The sequence below is a fragment of the Bacillus cereus group sp. BfR-BA-01380 genome (assembly GCF_022663535.1).
Taxonomy (GTDB): Bacteria; Bacillota; Bacilli; order Bacillales; family Bacillaceae_G; genus Bacillus_A; species Bacillus_A cereus_BB.
Genome location: NZ_JAKUFS010000004.1, coordinates 111,121 through 126,943, shown reverse-complemented (window position 1 = coordinate 126,943; position 15,823 = coordinate 111,121). Strand labels below are relative to the sequence as shown.

Genomic DNA, 15,823 nt, shown 5'->3' with positions numbered 1-15,823 from the left:
TTTATAAATTGCTTTCCCCTTTCACATTATACCATTCTCTGCCAAAATGATTAATTTGTCTATTTCGAACAATCAAATTATCAATATCCCCAGATCCACGAAATTGCATTTTTATCAGGCTCCCACCATCTCCTAGTCCATTTGGTTCTCCCGCTGCTATTTGCATTCCTTTATTTTTCTTTCTGTGACCGTCAAGTAAAATTGGTACGCACTTTCGGTGAATATCTATATGTCCCTACATAAAGAAATTCGGATATTTTTTTCAGAAAAACATCTTCTCTACAAAGTTAATCCCCCCTTGTGTTAATAGTTTGCTACTCACACGTCCATACATCATTCGTTTGATTGTTTTAAGTCGATCAAATTTTTCTTAACGTACGAAATTCGCGTTTTGTTGGCGAGATTTCTTTTAGTAATTAGATTTTAGTTATATTTTTGGTTATGTATTTTTCATAGTTTTCGGGCGCAAAGGAGTGATTTGCTTGTTCTAACCAAAAGCGATCGTGTTTGGTTATTATCTTTTGTACAGATTGTATTTGAAAAGGAAATTTTACAAAAATGAAGAAATAGAATTTAAAACAAATAATACTGGAGGTCACTATGTATACTGAAAACATTAGTTTTATTAAGGTAAATGATTATCAGTTGTATGTTAACCTTATAGGTGAAGGTGAACCAATCATATTTCTTCATGGGGGACCTGGGAGTGAACATCGTTTTTTTCTGCCCCATATGGTTCCATTATCAAAAAAATTTAAGCTAGTCTTTTATGATCAAAGAGGCTGTGGGAAATCAGACCTATCGGAAAATAATCAATACTCCATGAAAAATGAAGTAGAAAACCTAGAAGCACTACGAATACAATTAGGTTTTGAGAAAATGAACTTATTTGGTGAATCATGGGGTTCGATGCTTGCTTTACTTTATGCAACTACATATCCAGAAAGAGTCAATAAAATACTTTTAACAGCTGCGATAGGAGTCACTTCTAAGGGGTTAGAAAGATTTAGTAAGGAACTAGAGAAGAGACTAACTGAGAATGAGAAAGTTAAGCTTTCCGAATGCGAAGAGAATCTTAAGACCGGAGAATCTTCAATAAAAGATCTTCTTCAGATATTGGATCCTTATTACGTCTTCTCTCAAGAAACTTTAAAATGTAAAGAAAAAACCACGTTTAGTGGCGAGGTAAATCAAGCAATAGGGACGGATATGGAGAATAATTATGATGTGACTGAAAATCTACATAAGATTTCAAACATCCCTATCCTAGTTGCTCAAGGAAGTTATGACATTCTAACACCTTCTATCATTAAGGAATTATTTTCAGAACATATACCTCATCTACAATTGGTAGAAATTGAGGAATGTGGTCATTGGACTGTTGTTGAGCAGCCAGAAAAGATGTGTAATGTAGCATTAAGCTTTTTTAAATAGAAACAAGAAATACCTAAGATAAAAACCCCGATTTCCCTATGCTAAGCAGGAAATCAGAGTTTTTATCTTCCAGGAAATATATTACTGTATAATATCCGTGTTTTATCGGCAGAATCCCATGTCCCCATCGCCATCAGGCTAAAAAGAACGAATTACCCCAAGCAAAATGCACAAAATTTTTGTTCTGGGGGTATTAAAATCTTAACTTGCTAGCAATGCAAGGTGCCCCCCTCTGATAACGTTCAAACCAATTGTTACTCCGTCATTAGTTTTCACGAGAGCCACCAATATGCATAATCTACATATACTCGAATTCCATCATCAGCAGTTGCTGAAAATAGATAATCTCCCTATTCAAATTGTAAAGTGAGCAGAAAAATCATCATTGGATATATTTTGAATTAACGCTTTATATATCCAATCAAATTCTAAATTAGATAACTTGCTAGAAGATTTATCCCCACCTATACTAATTGCGTCTCCCTTTAAATCATCACTTATATCCAATATATTCCCTAAAATTCCATATCGAATTTGAAACATATTCTACCTTCTTTTTTACGTAACATCAATTTATAAACTACTTCTAAACTTCTTTATTTATGTACTTAAAGTCATTAACGCTAATGATGTCATCGCTCCGTAATAATTTCTCTACTCTTTCAATCTCATTAGCTGCCTCTAAAACACATTTCTTAAAGCAATTAAGAAAATGAATAACTAAATTATCATCAACTAACTCTATTGGCTCTGGAAAGTATTTAACATTCTCATTTTCAAAAGCTTTGCGGCAAGTATAAGCAACTGCATCAATAATACAATTCCATGCTTCCATATCTCTATCATTTCCAGACATTTCTTGGATAATTGTTATGCCTTTTTCTTCATCATCTAAAATATCATATAATTCTTCTCCAATACTGTGTTTATTCACTAACCACTCCCAACAAATATTAATACTATTTCTACTGATAACTTTGTCTTCATTTTGAGAAAAAATTGGAATAACTTTTTCTGATAGACCTAGAAGAAATATCACTTTCTTATTTTCATTTAAAGCATTAAATTGTTTTAAGTCCATAATTCCCCCCACTTACTGAATATATTTATCATCTTTAATGGCAAACTTGACCTAACTAGCAAAAGTAGTGCCAAGTTTCTTTATTATAGTTATACTATGTTCATTTATTTTAAAGTTTTTATTCTAATAAATTGAACAAAATGGGATTTGATAATATAAATATCAATAATATAAAAAAACTGGAAGAAGAAACAAACAGTTATGGAAGCAATTGAAAATAACATACGCAGAGGTATATAAAAAGTTATAGCGTTAGTCTAATTGTTTCATTATTGGATATTAACATTAGTATAGATAGTTTGTGTAAACTAAAAGACAGATTAGTACAATAACGATGTTGTACATTTACCCTTCACTTTTGACAGGTATTAGGCTGTATGAATCACTAAATTATTAAATTAAGAGAGTGAACTAAACTCCCTTTCTAGGCATAAGTTAACAAAAAAGACCTTGAGAGGAGAAGAAAAATGAAACAACAATACGTAATAAGAACAGAAAAGATACCTGTTCAATTCCCTCCTCAACATCAGCCATTTCATCCAGGGTTTGAATACTTAATGGTACCAAGACCTATTTCAGAAATCAGTACCTATAGAGCAGCAGGCAAATTGCAGGGAAAAGTAGCAATTATTTCAGGTGGAGATAGTGGGATTGGAAGAGCAGTTGCATATGCATTTGCTAAAGAAGGAGCAAATATTGTTATTGCATATTTAAATGAGCATATTGATGCATTCGAAACGAAACAGCGTGTTGAGCAACTAGGACAACGTTGCCTTGTCATCGCTGGAGATTTAGGACAAGAAAAAACAAGCCATCAAGTGGTCCAGCAAACCTTATATGCGTTTGGTAAGGTAGATATTATTGTAAATAACTGTGCGGAATCTTTTCCGAAAGAACGAATAACGGAAATTACCAGTGAGCAACTTCTACGAGTTTTTCAGTCCAATGTTTTTTCTTTTTTTTATTTAACGAAGGCCGCTTTACCTTATTTAAAACAAGGGAGTTCGATTATAAATACGGGATCAGCATCCGCATATGAGGGACAGCAGGGAAATCTTGATTACGCTACATCTAAGGGAGCCGTTATTACATTTACCCGATCACTAGCCCTCGACTTAATTCATGATGGAATTCGTGTAAATGGTGTTTCGCCGGGGCCAATTTGGACACCAATCATACCTTCAAGTTTTCCTGCTGAACAAATGATGAGTTTTGGGTATGGGACACCAATGAAGCGAGCTGGTCAGCCGTACGAACTTGCCCCAGCGTATGTGTACTTAGCCAGTGATGATTCGAGTTATGTCACTGGTCAAATAATCCATGTCAATGGGGGGATGAGAACAAGCAGTTAAAGACGCCATAAAAGGATAATGAAAGTCGTTTCCTAATTGAACGAGCCGCCACCCTCTTAAACAGCCATAAGTATACCGTAGAGGAAATTCCCACCCTACGGGGCACACTTCTGGCGTTTTACCAAAGAGGGTCTCCCTTTTCAATGAGACTACGTTTTCGAACTGTAATCATTCCACTCTTCTGCTTGACATTAAGATTTCTCATCATTCTTTATAACTTCCATATTTCCTTAATAAGGTAGTATCTTCTCTACTCCTACATTCTTAGTCAATAAATCATGAATTGATGGTGCTACAAATACAGTCTCGTCAACATCTAAATCATTAAAGTCAACTATATATAATCCAAACTCATTTTTCCCATTAAAATATATTAACGTTCTACCACCTTCATCATCACCAATTGCAAGAGAGTTTGGAATATACTTTTGAATAAAATAAGCTTCATTCAATTCTACACAACCCGATGCTCCCCAAATACGAATATACATTTCATTATCTATATTAATTTCTATATCTGAACCTACACGAATTATATCTATATATTCCATAGGTATATCTATTGTTGAAAATTCCTGAAGTGCTTTCATTTCTTCTTCTGTAGATGGAGCTCTACTAACATCAATCCTATACATGCTACTCATATTAGCTAATACATTCATTAGAAATTAATCATCCCCTTTTATTTCAGTTATCTTACTAGCCCCGTGATCTCCCTTACTTGAACCATCATTCTCTTTCCTCACCGCAAGTGAAGCCTTAAGCTCCTTGATCTCATCATTTATTTTTCATCGTAATAATAATTTAAAAATCCTTATTATTCTCTCTTTTGACATGTCCACTTATTTTTCCAAATGCTTTTTTGATTGGAACATATATACAAAATTCATGTTCATTTAAAAGTGGAATGAAAGGCAATACTAACCCAGCATAAATTGAAAAAATGTATATGCAAAGCAATTATTAATAGCATTAACAAGAAATTTGGTGGTGCATTGTGTTATGTATAAAAGTTTTATTATTTGTTTTAGGTATATCATAGCATTATAAGGTTCATGTAATATCGAAGTAAGATTCATATATTTTAAATAATACATAAAATAACAATTTGGAGGAAATTTATATGATTAAAGGAGGGGCTGTATACTTACGTGTTGCTGTAAAACAAAGTTAAGCTGCTTTAAAAAGTCGTACCGTTAATCGAAGAAAGTTTGACTGTTTATAAAAAAAGATGTAGTAGAACTTTTATTCCATTAAGATTAAGAATATTTATACGTGTTATTACTAGGATTAAGGAGAAAGTTAAAATGAGATTAGAGAGTGAGAGAATTTATTTAAGATCTCTTTGTGAGTTAGATGCACCCATTATATTAGAAATCACAATGGATGAAGAAATACGTTATATGACTGGAACCAAGCCTGATTTTTCATTGGAGCAAATTAAGATACATATAGATAATATAAATAATGATTCAAGTCGCTATGATTTCGCTATTTGTTTAAAAGGTACTGACGAAATGATCGGAGAGTTATCGGTTTTGGATGTTGATGAGGAGAATCAAAGAGCAGGATTCAGAATATCGATGGCTTCCATTTCATTAACAGGAAAAGGATACGGAACTGAAGCGATCAAAAGAGTTCTAAGTTTTGTTTTTGAACAACTCAAATTAAATCGTTTACAGTTAGAAGTATTTAGTCATAATGTACGTGGAATTAGAGCGTATGAAAAGGTTGGGTTTGTAAAAGAAGGAACCTTACGCCAATCCTTATATTATAATGATAAGTACTCGGATGAAATTATTATGGCAATACTTGAAAGTGATTATAAAAATATGCAATTGTAATAGTCTTTTTTGTGAATGAATGTACTTAAACTATCTATCAGGTGCTTTAGTCGAATCAGAATTAAACAACTTTAATACAATTATTTCGATTAACTAAATTATATTCTTCCATATCCAATATCCAAACCTTCCTTCGATTTAATCAATATTAATATTGATTATTAACAATATCTGTATCTAAAACTCTAACATAAATCGAGATAAATATGTTTCACAACCTTCTTGAAAAATTTTTGACCAATCAAGATTTAATTCCGTAAATTCTTTTCAACCTAAAAATAATCCCTTCATAGTAGATAGAGTTTTATTTTTTAATCTATCTACTATAAAGGGAACCTTTAGGATTAAATTTGATTCCGCCTACTTTTCTTTTTGTTAGTGTTCATTTTATTTTTAAGAATATAATCTATCTAATAAATCTGTAAATGACTGACATACTGGGGTAATTAATGTACTTCCAGTTTCTTCGCAATTATAAAAAACAACTTTAGGCGAGTCAGCATTGTCATTATAGTCAAAACATAGTAAATTTCCAAAAGGGTCCCTAGCAAAAGGAATTAATTTTTGTGATAAAAACTCAGAAAACATTTTTATATTTAAATCTTCATCGGTAAAACTAATCAAATCATTGAAAACAGCTTCAATTCTTCCATCATCACAATCAAATGTATTGGGTTCCGGAAACCCTCCATTATTTTTCGTTATACATTGTTTATAATCATCAGGAAGTTTAAATCCAAATAACCTCTCCACTTCAATAATTTCTTGTTCATCTAAAGATTCACCTGAAAAAAGCCACTTTTTTAATCACATAAAATCCCCTTTCTCCTAAACATATTTTGGAAATACAACCTTTTAATTTAACGACACAACACGCTTCATCGGTAACAACAAACCATATGAATCCATTTTGATTTTTCGACATATAATTAGTTAATCAACATTAGAGATTTTTAATATCTCTCCTAGTTCACCTAACTGTTTTAAGTTTTTTATAGCCAACTCAACAGGAATGTCCTTCATCAACACAAATGGTAACTGTTTTGACCCCTTTAACAAATCAAATAACCCTCTTTTAATGTGAAATGCCTCCTGTATCTTCTTTAAATCCACAACTCCTCCAATTGGTGAACGAATTAGTATAAGATTGCAAAGCTTTTCTTTGTGCATTTCTTGCTTTTCATTCACAAATTCAACATCTATCGCTCCATCATTTATCCACTTTACAAAATTCTCACTTACTGTGGTAGCAAAAGCTGGATTCATAACCGCAGAATTAACCTGTAATAATTCAGTTGCATCCTCGTTTGCTTCCATTAATAAAAACTTTCCTCCGCCTTTACTTCCTACAGCAATATACCCTTCCGCATAGTCACGTACCTCATATGTTGTATTTCTTTCATTAATTATATCAATACCAAATATAATCACACCCTCGTCAGTTACAAACCCATTCGTGTACTGTAGCAACTGTTTATAAGAGTTCGGTATGATTAAACCCATTCGTTCTTCAGTCTTTTCAATCTCAGCTTCATCAACCGCAGGAAATAATTCGAAAGTCGATAATTTTTGAAAATCTATCATTTAAATCCTCCTAATCCATTAAAATATTTATACGCTTCTCTACTTTCTATTTTATAGGTCAAGAGTTTAAAAGAACTAAAATCTACATATTCCAACAGAACGGTTCATTTTTTAAATTTTAACCAAGAAAATTATTACTACTTATAAACACTTCCCATTAAATTCCAACTCTTTCTTAATAGCTCTTCCATGTTTATCCTGTTATTTCACCTTTAATTCACAAAATTATTTAATACAAAATAAAACAATACTTATTAGATATACTTATAGGTTTTAATAATTAATAACAAATTTATTTCTGGCAAAAAGCAGGCTATGCTGTATTTATAAATTCGTTTGAATGGAGTAAACCTATGAAAGTATTTGACACACATTTACATATTATTGATCCAGAATTTCCATTGTACGCAAATCAAGGGTATATGCCAGATCCATTTACGTCCGAAGATTATTTACAAACTGTCGGCAATTTAAATGTAATTGGTGGGGCAATTGTCTCTGGTTCCTTTCAAAAGTTTGATCAAACTTACTTAATAAATGCATTACAAACATTAGGGACGAGCTTTGTTGGTGTCACACAGTTACCCTATGATACATCAGATGATGAAATTATTAAATTAAATGAGAAAGGTGTTAAGGCACTTCGTTTTAATGTAAATCGAGGTGGTTCGGAGGATATATCACGTTTAGACAATTTTGCTAGAAGAGTATATGAATTAGTAAATTGGCACACAGAACTTTATATCAATTCAAATGCCTTACCAGAGATAACAAATATATTAGAAAAACTGCCAAAAGTATCAATTGATCATCTAGGGTTATCAAAAGAAGGTCTTCCTAATTTATTACCTTTAGTAGAGAAAGGTATTCGAGTAAAAGCTACTGGATTTGGAAGAATTGACTTTGATGCTGCTGAAGCAATGAAAGCAATTTATTCGATTAATCCTGATGCGTTAATGTTTGGTACTGATCTACCTTCAACAAGGGCAAAGATACCATTCCGATATTTAGATATAGAGTTGATTAAAAATAACTTTGAAGAAGAAGCCGTAAAAAAAATTCTTTATAAAAACGCCTTTGGTTGGTATCTAAAATAAGGGAGCGATTATTTATTTTTTGCCACTCCAATAAAATAACTGATTTAGATTTAAAATAAAGTTTGATAAAAATCCTGTTTGAACTGTACCCCGAATCATGGACCTTTTTTAGTATCCGCGATTCGGGTACAGTTCAGATTCTGCTTTTTTATACTTTTTATATAAATTTTATGCATGTTGTTAGCGTTAAAATCAGTTCATCCTTTTCAACGATAACTATTCGATCCTTTGAATTAGTTGTCCAGTGACGAATAATTTTATATGGATATAATAAGTATGTAGATATGATTAACATTCTATTTATATTAAAAAATTGAAAAGAGGTAGTGCTTTGAACAAATAGGCTATATTATCTTTATCATGTGTACCTTTTATCCTTTTAACTGTATTGAATGAAGCTACATTAGAAATAGGCGGCTCAGAAAACATCTTTTGGAAAATTGGGATAATTATACCAATTGCAGGAGCTATATTTGCAACTGGGGCCAGTAAGACTTATCAACGCCTTATGCTTACAATGTTTAATTTAGGTTACTATATTGGGGTTATATCATATGCAATATATAAATAAAACCCCAAATTCATAACAGTAATGCTTGCGGCTCCCCATATGTAATTAACCGGATATCAAACAGAGAAACTTTTTATTTTAAAAAGGAAATCATGATTTTCTCTAATTCAGCCTTATTTAAAACATCATCAATGATTACAACTTGATAAGCACTGTCCTTTCCTTTTGCAGGAACAATCATCTTCATGCCCTTTACATTACTTCCAGTCGTCTTGGCAAAAGTGAATTTTGCACCTTCTAGCTCATAATTTTCTATCTTGTCATTATCATTAATCCACATATAAAATGGGTCTTTTCCTTTTTCTAAAATGGCGGATTGATAAATTCCATAGCCAAACTCCTCGGCTCTATATTCTGAGTGAATGATAGGATTCAGCTTTTTTGTTGTAATTTCTGTTTCCACTTCTTCCTTCTTTAGTTCATAACCTTTCGCTACATAAGTTGGTTTCTTGATTGGAAAATCAACTAATTTCTGTGCTTCCTTTACAGTAAATGTGAAATGCGAATAAATTTTTTCCCATAATGGTCCAATAGCTTTACTATTTTCCTCTAATTTTTTTTGATCTTCTGGTTCTAAATGTTCAGGTCTCCCTACAGCTCTTGTCTTTTTATCAATGATATACGCCTCTGTTTGTAATTTAATCAGTTGATCAAATTCTTCTTTTGTTAACAGATTCCGTGCCACTTCCATTTCTTCAAGTATAGATTCATATCGACTCTCTGAAACATGAAATTCTGCAAATGCCTGTTCTTTTGTACCAATCATCTTTTCTACAATTTGCTGAATAGGAACTTTAGTTTGTACTTTTGCTTCTTTAATATTATTTTTCACTTCCGTTTGTTCCTTCTGCTGGTTAGTTGGTATATCTGCCCGTGCATTTAATAAAGATACAGATGATACAGCAATAACAGCAACAACTCCAAATGCAGACCAACGATATGATTTCTTTTGAAATTTTTTAATCATAAGGATTCTCCTTTTTAATGTTCTTTTATTTCTACTTAAATTCGCTAAACTAGGCACTTGATAATAACTTGCATAATGTTCTAAAAGCGTAATAATAGTGTGGCCATATGCTATTTGTTCCTCTGAATCTATAAATGTCAAAGCCAATGCATCACATGCCAGTTCTTGATCTTCCCGCATGCTCGAGTAGGCATACCATAGAATTGGGTTAAACCAATTTAAAATGAGTAAGCCATGCATCAACCAATTCACACCAACATCTCTTCGTTTGATGTGAGCCAATTCATGATGAAAAATGTATCGTAACTGTTGCTCATCTAGTACGTTCATATGTACACTTGACAATAAAACCTTTGGCCGAATAAATCCGAACACAGTTGGACTTGAAATCTTTCCAGCTAAAAGTAGTGGGATATCCTGCTGAACAGACATAGATTTCTTACAGTTTTCAAAAATTCTGACAATTCTTTCATCTGTAATAACAGGTTGTTTTTTTATGTAAAGTAATAAACGCCTATTCATAATGATAGTAGTAAAACTCAGAATGATAACCCCAGCAAGCCAAATATATAAAATGATTGTATAAAGTGAAAACGTCTGATCATTTCTATTTTCATTATTGTACGTTTGTTTCTTACCTTCCTCAGCTATTTGTGTTGAACCAGATACATAAGTATTTCCTTTTGTGGCTATCTTTGAATCGCCTATATCTGTCGATTCTTGCATATGTTCTTTTGAAGAAGAAACAGTTACAGGGGTTTGATGAAAGATAACTGCAGTTCCATTACTGTACGAAAGAATAGAATAGATACTGTAGGAACTATCCGGTGACCATGGCAATAAAAGTCTTACAATTAATATCATCCATAATAAATATTGCCATCGTGGGGTTAACTTATTTCTAAGCAAAATTTTCACACATAAGATTAGGCCAACTAATATACTTGCCATAATAGAGGTTTCTATCACCCAATCAAAAAAGCGAGGTAGATAGACATTCACGAACATATGTATCATTATTATTTATCCTTCCTCTGATTTTCCTCAGTCTTCTCATCTAGAATACGTTTGAGTTCGTTAATGTCTTCTGAAGACAGCTTTTCTTCTTTTAAAAAATTCACAAGTAAAGGTTTAAATGCTACACCATAGAACCGTTTGAGTAGGGATTTCGTCTCTACTTGTAGATAACTCTCCTGCGAAACCAAAGGATAATAGGCATACATACGTCCTTTTTCTTGATGATAAGAAACAGCTCCTTTTTGGACTAATCTATTAATAAGCGTTCGAATCGTTTTTGGTTTCCATTCCATTGTAACCTCTAGCGCTTCAATCACTTCATTCGCCGTTTGAGGAGATCTTGACCAAAGGACTTTCATAATTTCTAATTCAGCTTCCGATATTTTAGGTAATTCTTTCATTATTAAAATTACACCCCTTATATTACATTTGTAATCTGTAATTTAATATTACAAATGTAATCCCGATCTGTCAACCATATTTTGGATTTATCAATACAATCTCATGAAAGTAAAGAAAATAAGCTATTCTTTTCATAGAAATATACAGGAAGGATGGTATTGGTATATGAATCGTTCCATTCAAGAAGAGTTTCATTTATTCGCTGAAGAATTAGGCCGATATCTATCTCCACATGTTCTTAAACGACTTGCACAGGAAACTGGTTTTGTAAAACGTAAAAGTAAGTATGGGGCACGAGATTTGGCTGCTTTATGTATTTGGATTAGTCAACATATAGCAAGTGGTCCCTTACTAAATGTAGGCGTCAAATAATCCTCATCCTTGTACATAGGTATGGATTATTTGACGCCTACGAAAGAAGATAGAGGTATTAGACCCGCTGTCTTTGAAAGGACCCTAATTATCATTTGGAGATACAGTACGTGTTTATTTTGCAAATGAATTTTTCAATCAATAAGAATCAAGATTTTTTGTTTACTCTTACATAGAATCATATTCTACTTTGAATTAAGGTTTATAAATTACATGAAGATTCTTTTTTCGTTTTTTGATGTAATTCAGTTTAGTATATACTATATGAGTGTTATTACTAGTTATCTCGATTGAACTTTGGCAGTTTGCTGTATTTCTTTTATAATCAGTTGAAGATTATTCGTATATTCCTTTTCATCTACACTATCTATTCCAGAATGTTTAGGAACTACAATATAGATACCTCTCGGAATTGTAATGCAATATGCTGAATCCCATTCTTTTATACCATGTACTTTATTACGTGTGTATTCGAATCGTTCATCGCTGGAAATTACATATATACTTTCATCGTCGAGTTCTAAAGTAGTTTTTCCTATGTTCCCTTGATTTTTTTTGATTATTTTACTTATAAAAAACTTAGGCCTCAATTTTCGGTATAAAAAGTGAATATATAGTGCAAAAACTATTATAATAATTGTTATTCCTATACGCGGAATCCAAATAAATCCATAATACTTATGCTTAATAGTTAAATAATAATAAATCCATACAAAAAAAGAAAGAGTATGAACGCAGAACTCGTGGTAGAGTAACATTCTTCTTGTAGCGGTTGTTATTACATTTTTATAGATATTTTCTGAAATATAATAAGTAATATTCAAGTAAGACTCCCTCATTTCTATAATGTGGAATAATAATAAATATTATGTATTATTTATTAATTGCTTTACCGATTATCGCTAGTGCTGCAAGAAGTGCAGCAGCCGTTGCAACACTTACTTATATTTGTTCTAACTATATCAAAGTTTTTGAGCTTTTATTTCTAGCTTTACAAACCTAACTTCCCATATTTTCATTAAACTACTCCCACCTAAAATTATATAAATTCAGGTTAATGCTGATGTAGCACTACCTCAAAATACACCCTACTCATTTATTAAATAGTATTGACACATCATCAATACATCTCTTCCAAATCATATGATCATACCTATCACCCCAATAATCCTTCAGCAAATAATCAGGTTCTCCGAATTTCTTCTTCCATACCTTCTGTGCATTTGTATATCCACTATCTAAACAAAATTCTTTAATTCCCTTGCTTAACAAGGTAAGAAACATTGTATTTAAAAGTAAATTTCCTATACCACGCCTTTGGTAATCTGGATGAACAAACACAGTTCCTATCTCAGGTAAATCTTTTAATACTTGATTTGTGCAGTTGTTAATGAGTTCACTAGCTGGACCGTATTCGATTGTACCGATAACCTTGTTACAATTTGTATCTGCAGCTATTAAAAAGTATCGATTTTTTCCGTTGCTATCAAAGTCACATTTCAAATATTCTTTCTTATTGTCAATTTCATTTTCGATATCATCGAGTAGTTCCGATAAGCCTTCTCTAGCAAATGTATTTTTAATCGTTGTACTAAAGAATTGATTGATCTCTTCAATGTCCTCAATACGCGGTCTTCTTATCTCAACATTGCACATCGAAAGTCACTCCTCAGTTTTCTAAAGTTTCATTTGTAATCCTATTTCAAACTAACTCTTAATTCATCAAACCAGCGAGCACAAGCAAGTGTTTCTTCAGGCACTCGTTCATGACTTTCTATGTACCACCAAGATGAAAGGATACAGTGACTTAGTCCCCACCCTATGATTCTTTCTTTGTCTAGTTGAAGTTCCTCTGCTAATTGTTGTATACGATTTGCTAATATCCTCTTTGGATTTTCTTTATTGAATAAATGATTTCTTAAATACGCAATTGTTTCATATTCTGCTTCGCCGATAACTCCCTTTGGATCAATTGCAAGCCATTGATCCACTCCCATGCATAGCACGTTGTCATGATGTAAATCACCATGAAGCAAAAGCGGTTTTGAAATTGTTTTGATTAATTGCGGAAATAAATCTTCTGCTTTTTCCACAAGGTCTTTTGGTAAAGGCCCTGTCCCACCTTCAAAATGCACTCGTAAATTCTGCAACCCATTTGCCCATTTTTCAATAGAAGGGAATGTATACTGAGCAGGAACTGGTTTCCAAAGTTTTTTCATCGTTTGACCTATAATAGTCGTTGCTTTTTCTTCATTTTCTATGTGCGCAAGTGATATACCTGGTTTTATATATTCTAATAATAAAAATCCGTAGTCAGGATCTGAATCAAGTAGTGTCACTACCCCTTCTCCTTGAAAATAACGAAGCGCTTCTATTTCGTTGTTCAATTCCTCACATGGTACACCGAGTTTTAATACCACCTCTTGTCCGTTTGCCTTTCGAGCTATACTAACATAGTTATAAGAAAGGTTTTTGAACGTTTGAATGACTTGTAGCGATAGTTTTTCTTCCAGTTTTTGAACCGTACTTGGAAGTTTTTCTATCCATTGCTGTCCCCGTTCTTCGTGAACATCTTGTATGGTCGTTTTGAAAGATGAAGGTATGTATAACATTATTTATTCAACTCCTAATTTCTCTTTTAGATCAAAATATGCATCCTGTAACCATGGATGAACAACTTTTAAGTTCTGTCTTCGCTCCCATAAATATGAAATGTAAGCAAAACAAGCGTGTTCTAATGATTGTTCTAGCGCTTCTTTAATTTCTATAATATATGGAGGCGTTCCACTTTGATCCCATTCGATTTTATCTGCAATAAATAACACCATATCTATCGGTGTCGCATTCTTTCGTAACGTTGTATGACAGCTAATTGCGTCTAATATCATTTCGTTTTCCACTTTAAAAATATCGTTTGCAATTCTTTTTGATAGTTTTTGATGAATAATCATCGGAAATATTCTTTCTTCTTGTAACACTTCAATTTGCATTTTTTCTGCTACTTGAATACGTTCATCATTTGGGATAATGGCACTAATATCATGGAGATAGCCAGCAATCGCTGCTTCTTCTTCATCGAATCCAAATCTCTTGGCAATTCTTTTCGCTTCATTCGCGACCCTAACAGAATGCTCATATGTGTGAGGTTTATTATATTGTTCTAGCATATGTTGAATATCTAGCTCCCAATCTCCTGTTAAAGAAATAAAATTTATCATTTGGTTCATTCTATAATCCCCCTTAAAAATGCTTATCGTTACTTAATTTTTATTCTAGATATATAAAAAGAATCCTTTTCATTACGGTACATGAAATTTTAAAATGAAGATTATTTAAAGCCTTATACATACTAACAAATGTATTTTTCCTTTTATTTGCTGGAAAAAATAAGATTTCTATGTCATATATTTTTCCAATCCGTCCTTTAAAAAATAATCAGTAATTGATATTATGTGAAAATAGAGAAATGTTTTACATGTTAGGATGTGTTTTTATGCTTTTAAAGTCTATCGATTATGAAATCTTTCAGTGGATCAACTCGTATGTTTATAAATACTCTTTCCTAGATAAAATGATGATTTTTTTCGCCGAGTATGCCCAGTACATTTTGATTGTTGCATTATTCGTTTTATGGATTACAAATAAAAAAAATAGAGTGACAGTATTTCAAGCTTTATTTGCCTGTTCCTTAGCATTTACTATAAATAGAGTGAGTGAACTGTTTTTCTATCGCGATCGGCCATTCGTCTCGCATCATATTAAACAATTGGTTGATCACGCTGCAAATTCTTCTTTTCCGAGTGATCATGCTACAGCTGCTTTAGTAATTACAGTAACGATTTGGCTATGTAGTAGAAGAAATACATTTATGTGGATCATTCTTGGAGTGTGTATTGCTTTTTCAAGAATTTGGGTTGGTGTACATTATCCTCTCGATGTATTAGCAGGTATAATCCTTGGAGTATGTACTGCACTATTTGTCCACTATCGAATTATGAAAATGAATCTTATAAACAAAATAACGAAATATCCCTTATTCCAAAAATAGAAGCAGTTAAAAAATCTTAAGTGGTTCCGATAATGTGAAGAAAAAGCTAAATAA

The 15,823-nt window shown here is 32.4% G+C and carries 15 protein-coding genes and 3 pseudogenes; 6 read left to right on the top strand and 12 right to left on the bottom strand.

The window, feature by feature from the left end; genetic code table 11:
- Window positions 1-13: 13 nt before the first annotated feature.
- Window positions 14-181 (bottom strand): annotated as a pseudogene (locus tag MR076_RS26980) (DNA/RNA non-specific endonuclease); the annotation flags it as partial.
- Window positions 182-600: 419 nt separating this feature from the next.
- Between MR076_RS26980 and MR076_RS05290 the strand changes: the two are divergent.
- Complete coding sequence (locus MR076_RS05290) at window positions 601-1,434, top strand: alpha/beta fold hydrolase (protein ID WP_242218402.1); 834 nt, start codon at window positions 601-603, stop codon at window positions 1,432-1,434.
- A 354-nt stretch (window positions 1,435-1,788) separates the two neighbouring features.
- On the opposite strand, the gene MR076_RS05285 is transcribed toward MR076_RS05290, so the two are convergent.
- Together MR076_RS05285 and MR076_RS05280 are read right to left on the bottom strand one after the other, a co-directional pair.
- A complete protein-coding gene (locus tag MR076_RS05285) occupies window positions 1,789-1,977 on the bottom strand; it encodes a hypothetical protein (protein ID WP_242218399.1) in 189 nt (62 codons plus the stop codon).
- Between the two features lie 43 nt (window positions 1,978-2,020).
- The gene (locus MR076_RS05280; protein WP_242218397.1) at window positions 2,021-2,515 is read right to left on the bottom strand and encodes an Imm6 family immunity protein; all 495 of its coding nucleotides are present in this window, start codon (window positions 2,513-2,515) and stop codon (window positions 2,021-2,023) included.
- 467 nt (window positions 2,516-2,982) lie between these two features.
- On the opposite strand from MR076_RS05280, the gene MR076_RS05275 reads away from it, so the two are divergent.
- A complete protein-coding gene (locus MR076_RS05275) occupies window positions 2,983-3,867 on the top strand; it encodes an SDR family oxidoreductase (RefSeq protein WP_242218395.1) in 885 nt (294 codons plus the stop codon).
- Window positions 3,868-4,097: 230 nt separating this feature from the next.
- Here MR076_RS05275 and MR076_RS05270 read toward each other — a convergent pair whose 3' ends face one another.
- Window positions 4,098-4,529, bottom strand: coding sequence for an SMI1/KNR4 family protein (locus MR076_RS05270; protein ID WP_242218393.1), 432 nt, complete (start codon window positions 4,527-4,529; stop codon window positions 4,098-4,100).
- A gap of 645 nt (window positions 4,530-5,174) precedes the next feature.
- Here MR076_RS05270 and MR076_RS05265 point away from each other — a divergent pair.
- Window positions 5,175-5,711 carry a GNAT family N-acetyltransferase gene (locus MR076_RS05265; protein ID WP_242218390.1) on the top strand — a complete coding sequence of 179 codons (537 nt, stop codon included), beginning with the start codon at window positions 5,175-5,177 and terminating at the stop codon, window positions 5,709-5,711.
- 393 nt (window positions 5,712-6,104) lie between these two features.
- Here the strand turns inward: MR076_RS05265 and MR076_RS05260 are convergent.
- Window positions 6,105-6,509 (bottom strand): annotated as a pseudogene (locus MR076_RS05260) (SMI1/KNR4 family protein); the annotation flags it as partial.
- A 135-nt stretch (window positions 6,510-6,644) separates the two neighbouring features.
- Window positions 6,645-7,295 carry an SMI1/KNR4 family protein gene (locus MR076_RS05255; protein WP_242218385.1) on the bottom strand — a complete coding sequence of 217 codons (651 nt, stop codon included), beginning with the start codon at window positions 7,293-7,295 and terminating at the stop codon, window positions 6,645-6,647.
- A gap of 353 nt (window positions 7,296-7,648) precedes the next feature.
- Between MR076_RS05255 and MR076_RS05250 the strand changes: the two genes are divergently transcribed.
- On the top strand, window positions 7,649-8,392 hold the full coding sequence (locus MR076_RS05250; protein ID WP_242218383.1) for an amidohydrolase family protein: 744 nt from the start codon (window positions 7,649-7,651) through the stop codon (window positions 8,390-8,392).
- A gap of 644 nt (window positions 8,393-9,036) precedes the next feature.
- Here MR076_RS05250 and MR076_RS05240 read toward each other — a convergent pair.
- Together MR076_RS05240 and MR076_RS05235 are read right to left on the bottom strand one after the other, a co-directional pair.
- Window positions 9,037-10,947, bottom strand: a complete 1,911-nt coding sequence (locus MR076_RS05240; protein ID WP_242218382.1) for a M56 family metallopeptidase — start codon at window positions 10,945-10,947, stop codon at window positions 9,037-9,039.
- A gap of 2 nt (window positions 10,948-10,949) precedes the next feature.
- Window positions 10,950-11,351, bottom strand: coding sequence for a BlaI/MecI/CopY family transcriptional regulator (locus MR076_RS05235; protein WP_396021663.1), 402 nt, complete (start codon window positions 11,349-11,351; stop codon window positions 10,950-10,952).
- Window positions 11,352-11,514: 163 nt separating this feature from the next.
- Between MR076_RS05235 and MR076_RS05230 the strand changes: the two are divergent.
- Window positions 11,515-11,700: pseudogene (locus tag MR076_RS05230) on the top strand (IS4 family transposase); the annotation flags it as partial.
- 302 nt (window positions 11,701-12,002) lie between these two features.
- Here the strand turns inward: MR076_RS05230 and MR076_RS05225 are convergent.
- From MR076_RS05225 to yqeK, 4 genes are all read right to left on the bottom strand, one after another.
- Entirely contained in the window at window positions 12,003-12,545 is a 543-nt protein-coding gene (locus MR076_RS05225) for a hypothetical protein (protein WP_242218376.1), read from the bottom strand.
- Between the two features lie 268 nt (window positions 12,546-12,813).
- Entirely contained in the window at window positions 12,814-13,377 is a 564-nt protein-coding gene (locus tag MR076_RS05220; protein ID WP_242218375.1) for a GNAT family N-acetyltransferase, read from the bottom strand.
- Between the two features lie 41 nt (window positions 13,378-13,418).
- Window positions 13,419-14,333 (bottom strand): aminoglycoside phosphotransferase family protein, encoded by a 915-nt coding sequence (locus tag MR076_RS05215; RefSeq protein ID WP_242218373.1) that lies wholly within the window; start codon window positions 14,331-14,333, stop codon window positions 13,419-13,421.
- Between the two features lie 3 nt (window positions 14,334-14,336).
- A complete protein-coding gene (gene yqeK, locus MR076_RS05210; RefSeq protein ID WP_242218371.1) occupies window positions 14,337-14,948 on the bottom strand; it encodes a bis(5'-nucleosyl)-tetraphosphatase (symmetrical) YqeK in 612 nt (203 codons plus the stop codon).
- Window positions 14,949-15,214: 266 nt separating this feature from the next.
- On the opposite strand from yqeK, the gene MR076_RS05205 reads away from it, so the two are divergent.
- Entirely contained in the window at window positions 15,215-15,769 is a 555-nt protein-coding gene (locus MR076_RS05205) for an undecaprenyl-diphosphatase (RefSeq protein ID WP_242218368.1), read from the top strand.
- Window positions 15,770-15,823 lie beyond the last annotated feature (54 nt).

Excerpts from the sequence above, each read along its gene's own strand:
- yqeK (WP_242218371.1), bottom strand. The coding sequence starts at position 14,948 with ATGAACCAAATGATAAATTTTATTTCTTTAACAGGAGATTGGGAGCTA.
- MR076_RS05250 (WP_242218383.1), top strand. The coding sequence starts at position 7,649 with ATGAAAGTATTTGACACACATTTACATATTATTGATCCAGAATTTCCA.
- MR076_RS05240 (WP_242218382.1), bottom strand. The coding sequence starts at position 10,947 with ATGATACATATGTTCGTGAATGTCTATCTACCTCGCTTTTTTGATTGG.
- MR076_RS05290 (WP_242218402.1), top strand. The coding sequence starts at position 601 with ATGTATACTGAAAACATTAGTTTTATTAAGGTAAATGATTATCAGTTG.
- MR076_RS05280 (WP_242218397.1), bottom strand. The coding sequence starts at position 2,515 with ATGGACTTAAAACAATTTAATGCTTTAAATGAAAATAAGAAAGTGATA.
- MR076_RS05205 (WP_242218368.1), top strand. The coding sequence starts at position 15,215 with ATGCTTTTAAAGTCTATCGATTATGAAATCTTTCAGTGGATCAACTCG.
- MR076_RS05270 (WP_242218393.1), bottom strand. The coding sequence starts at position 4,529 with ATGAATGTATTAGCTAATATGAGTAGCATGTATAGGATTGATGTTAGT.
- MR076_RS05265 (WP_242218390.1), top strand. The coding sequence starts at position 5,175 with ATGAGATTAGAGAGTGAGAGAATTTATTTAAGATCTCTTTGTGAGTTA.
- MR076_RS05215 (WP_242218373.1), bottom strand. The coding sequence starts at position 14,333 with ATGTTATACATACCTTCATCTTTCAAAACGACCATACAAGATGTTCAC.
- MR076_RS05255 (WP_242218385.1), bottom strand. The coding sequence starts at position 7,295 with ATGATAGATTTTCAAAAATTATCGACTTTCGAATTATTTCCTGCGGTT.
- MR076_RS05220 (WP_242218375.1), bottom strand. The coding sequence starts at position 13,377 with ATGTGCAATGTTGAGATAAGAAGACCGCGTATTGAGGACATTGAAGAG.
- MR076_RS05275 (WP_242218395.1), top strand. The coding sequence starts at position 2,983 with ATGAAACAACAATACGTAATAAGAACAGAAAAGATACCTGTTCAATTC.
- MR076_RS05285 (WP_242218399.1), bottom strand. The coding sequence starts at position 1,977 with ATGTTTCAAATTCGATATGGAATTTTAGGGAATATATTGGATATAAGT.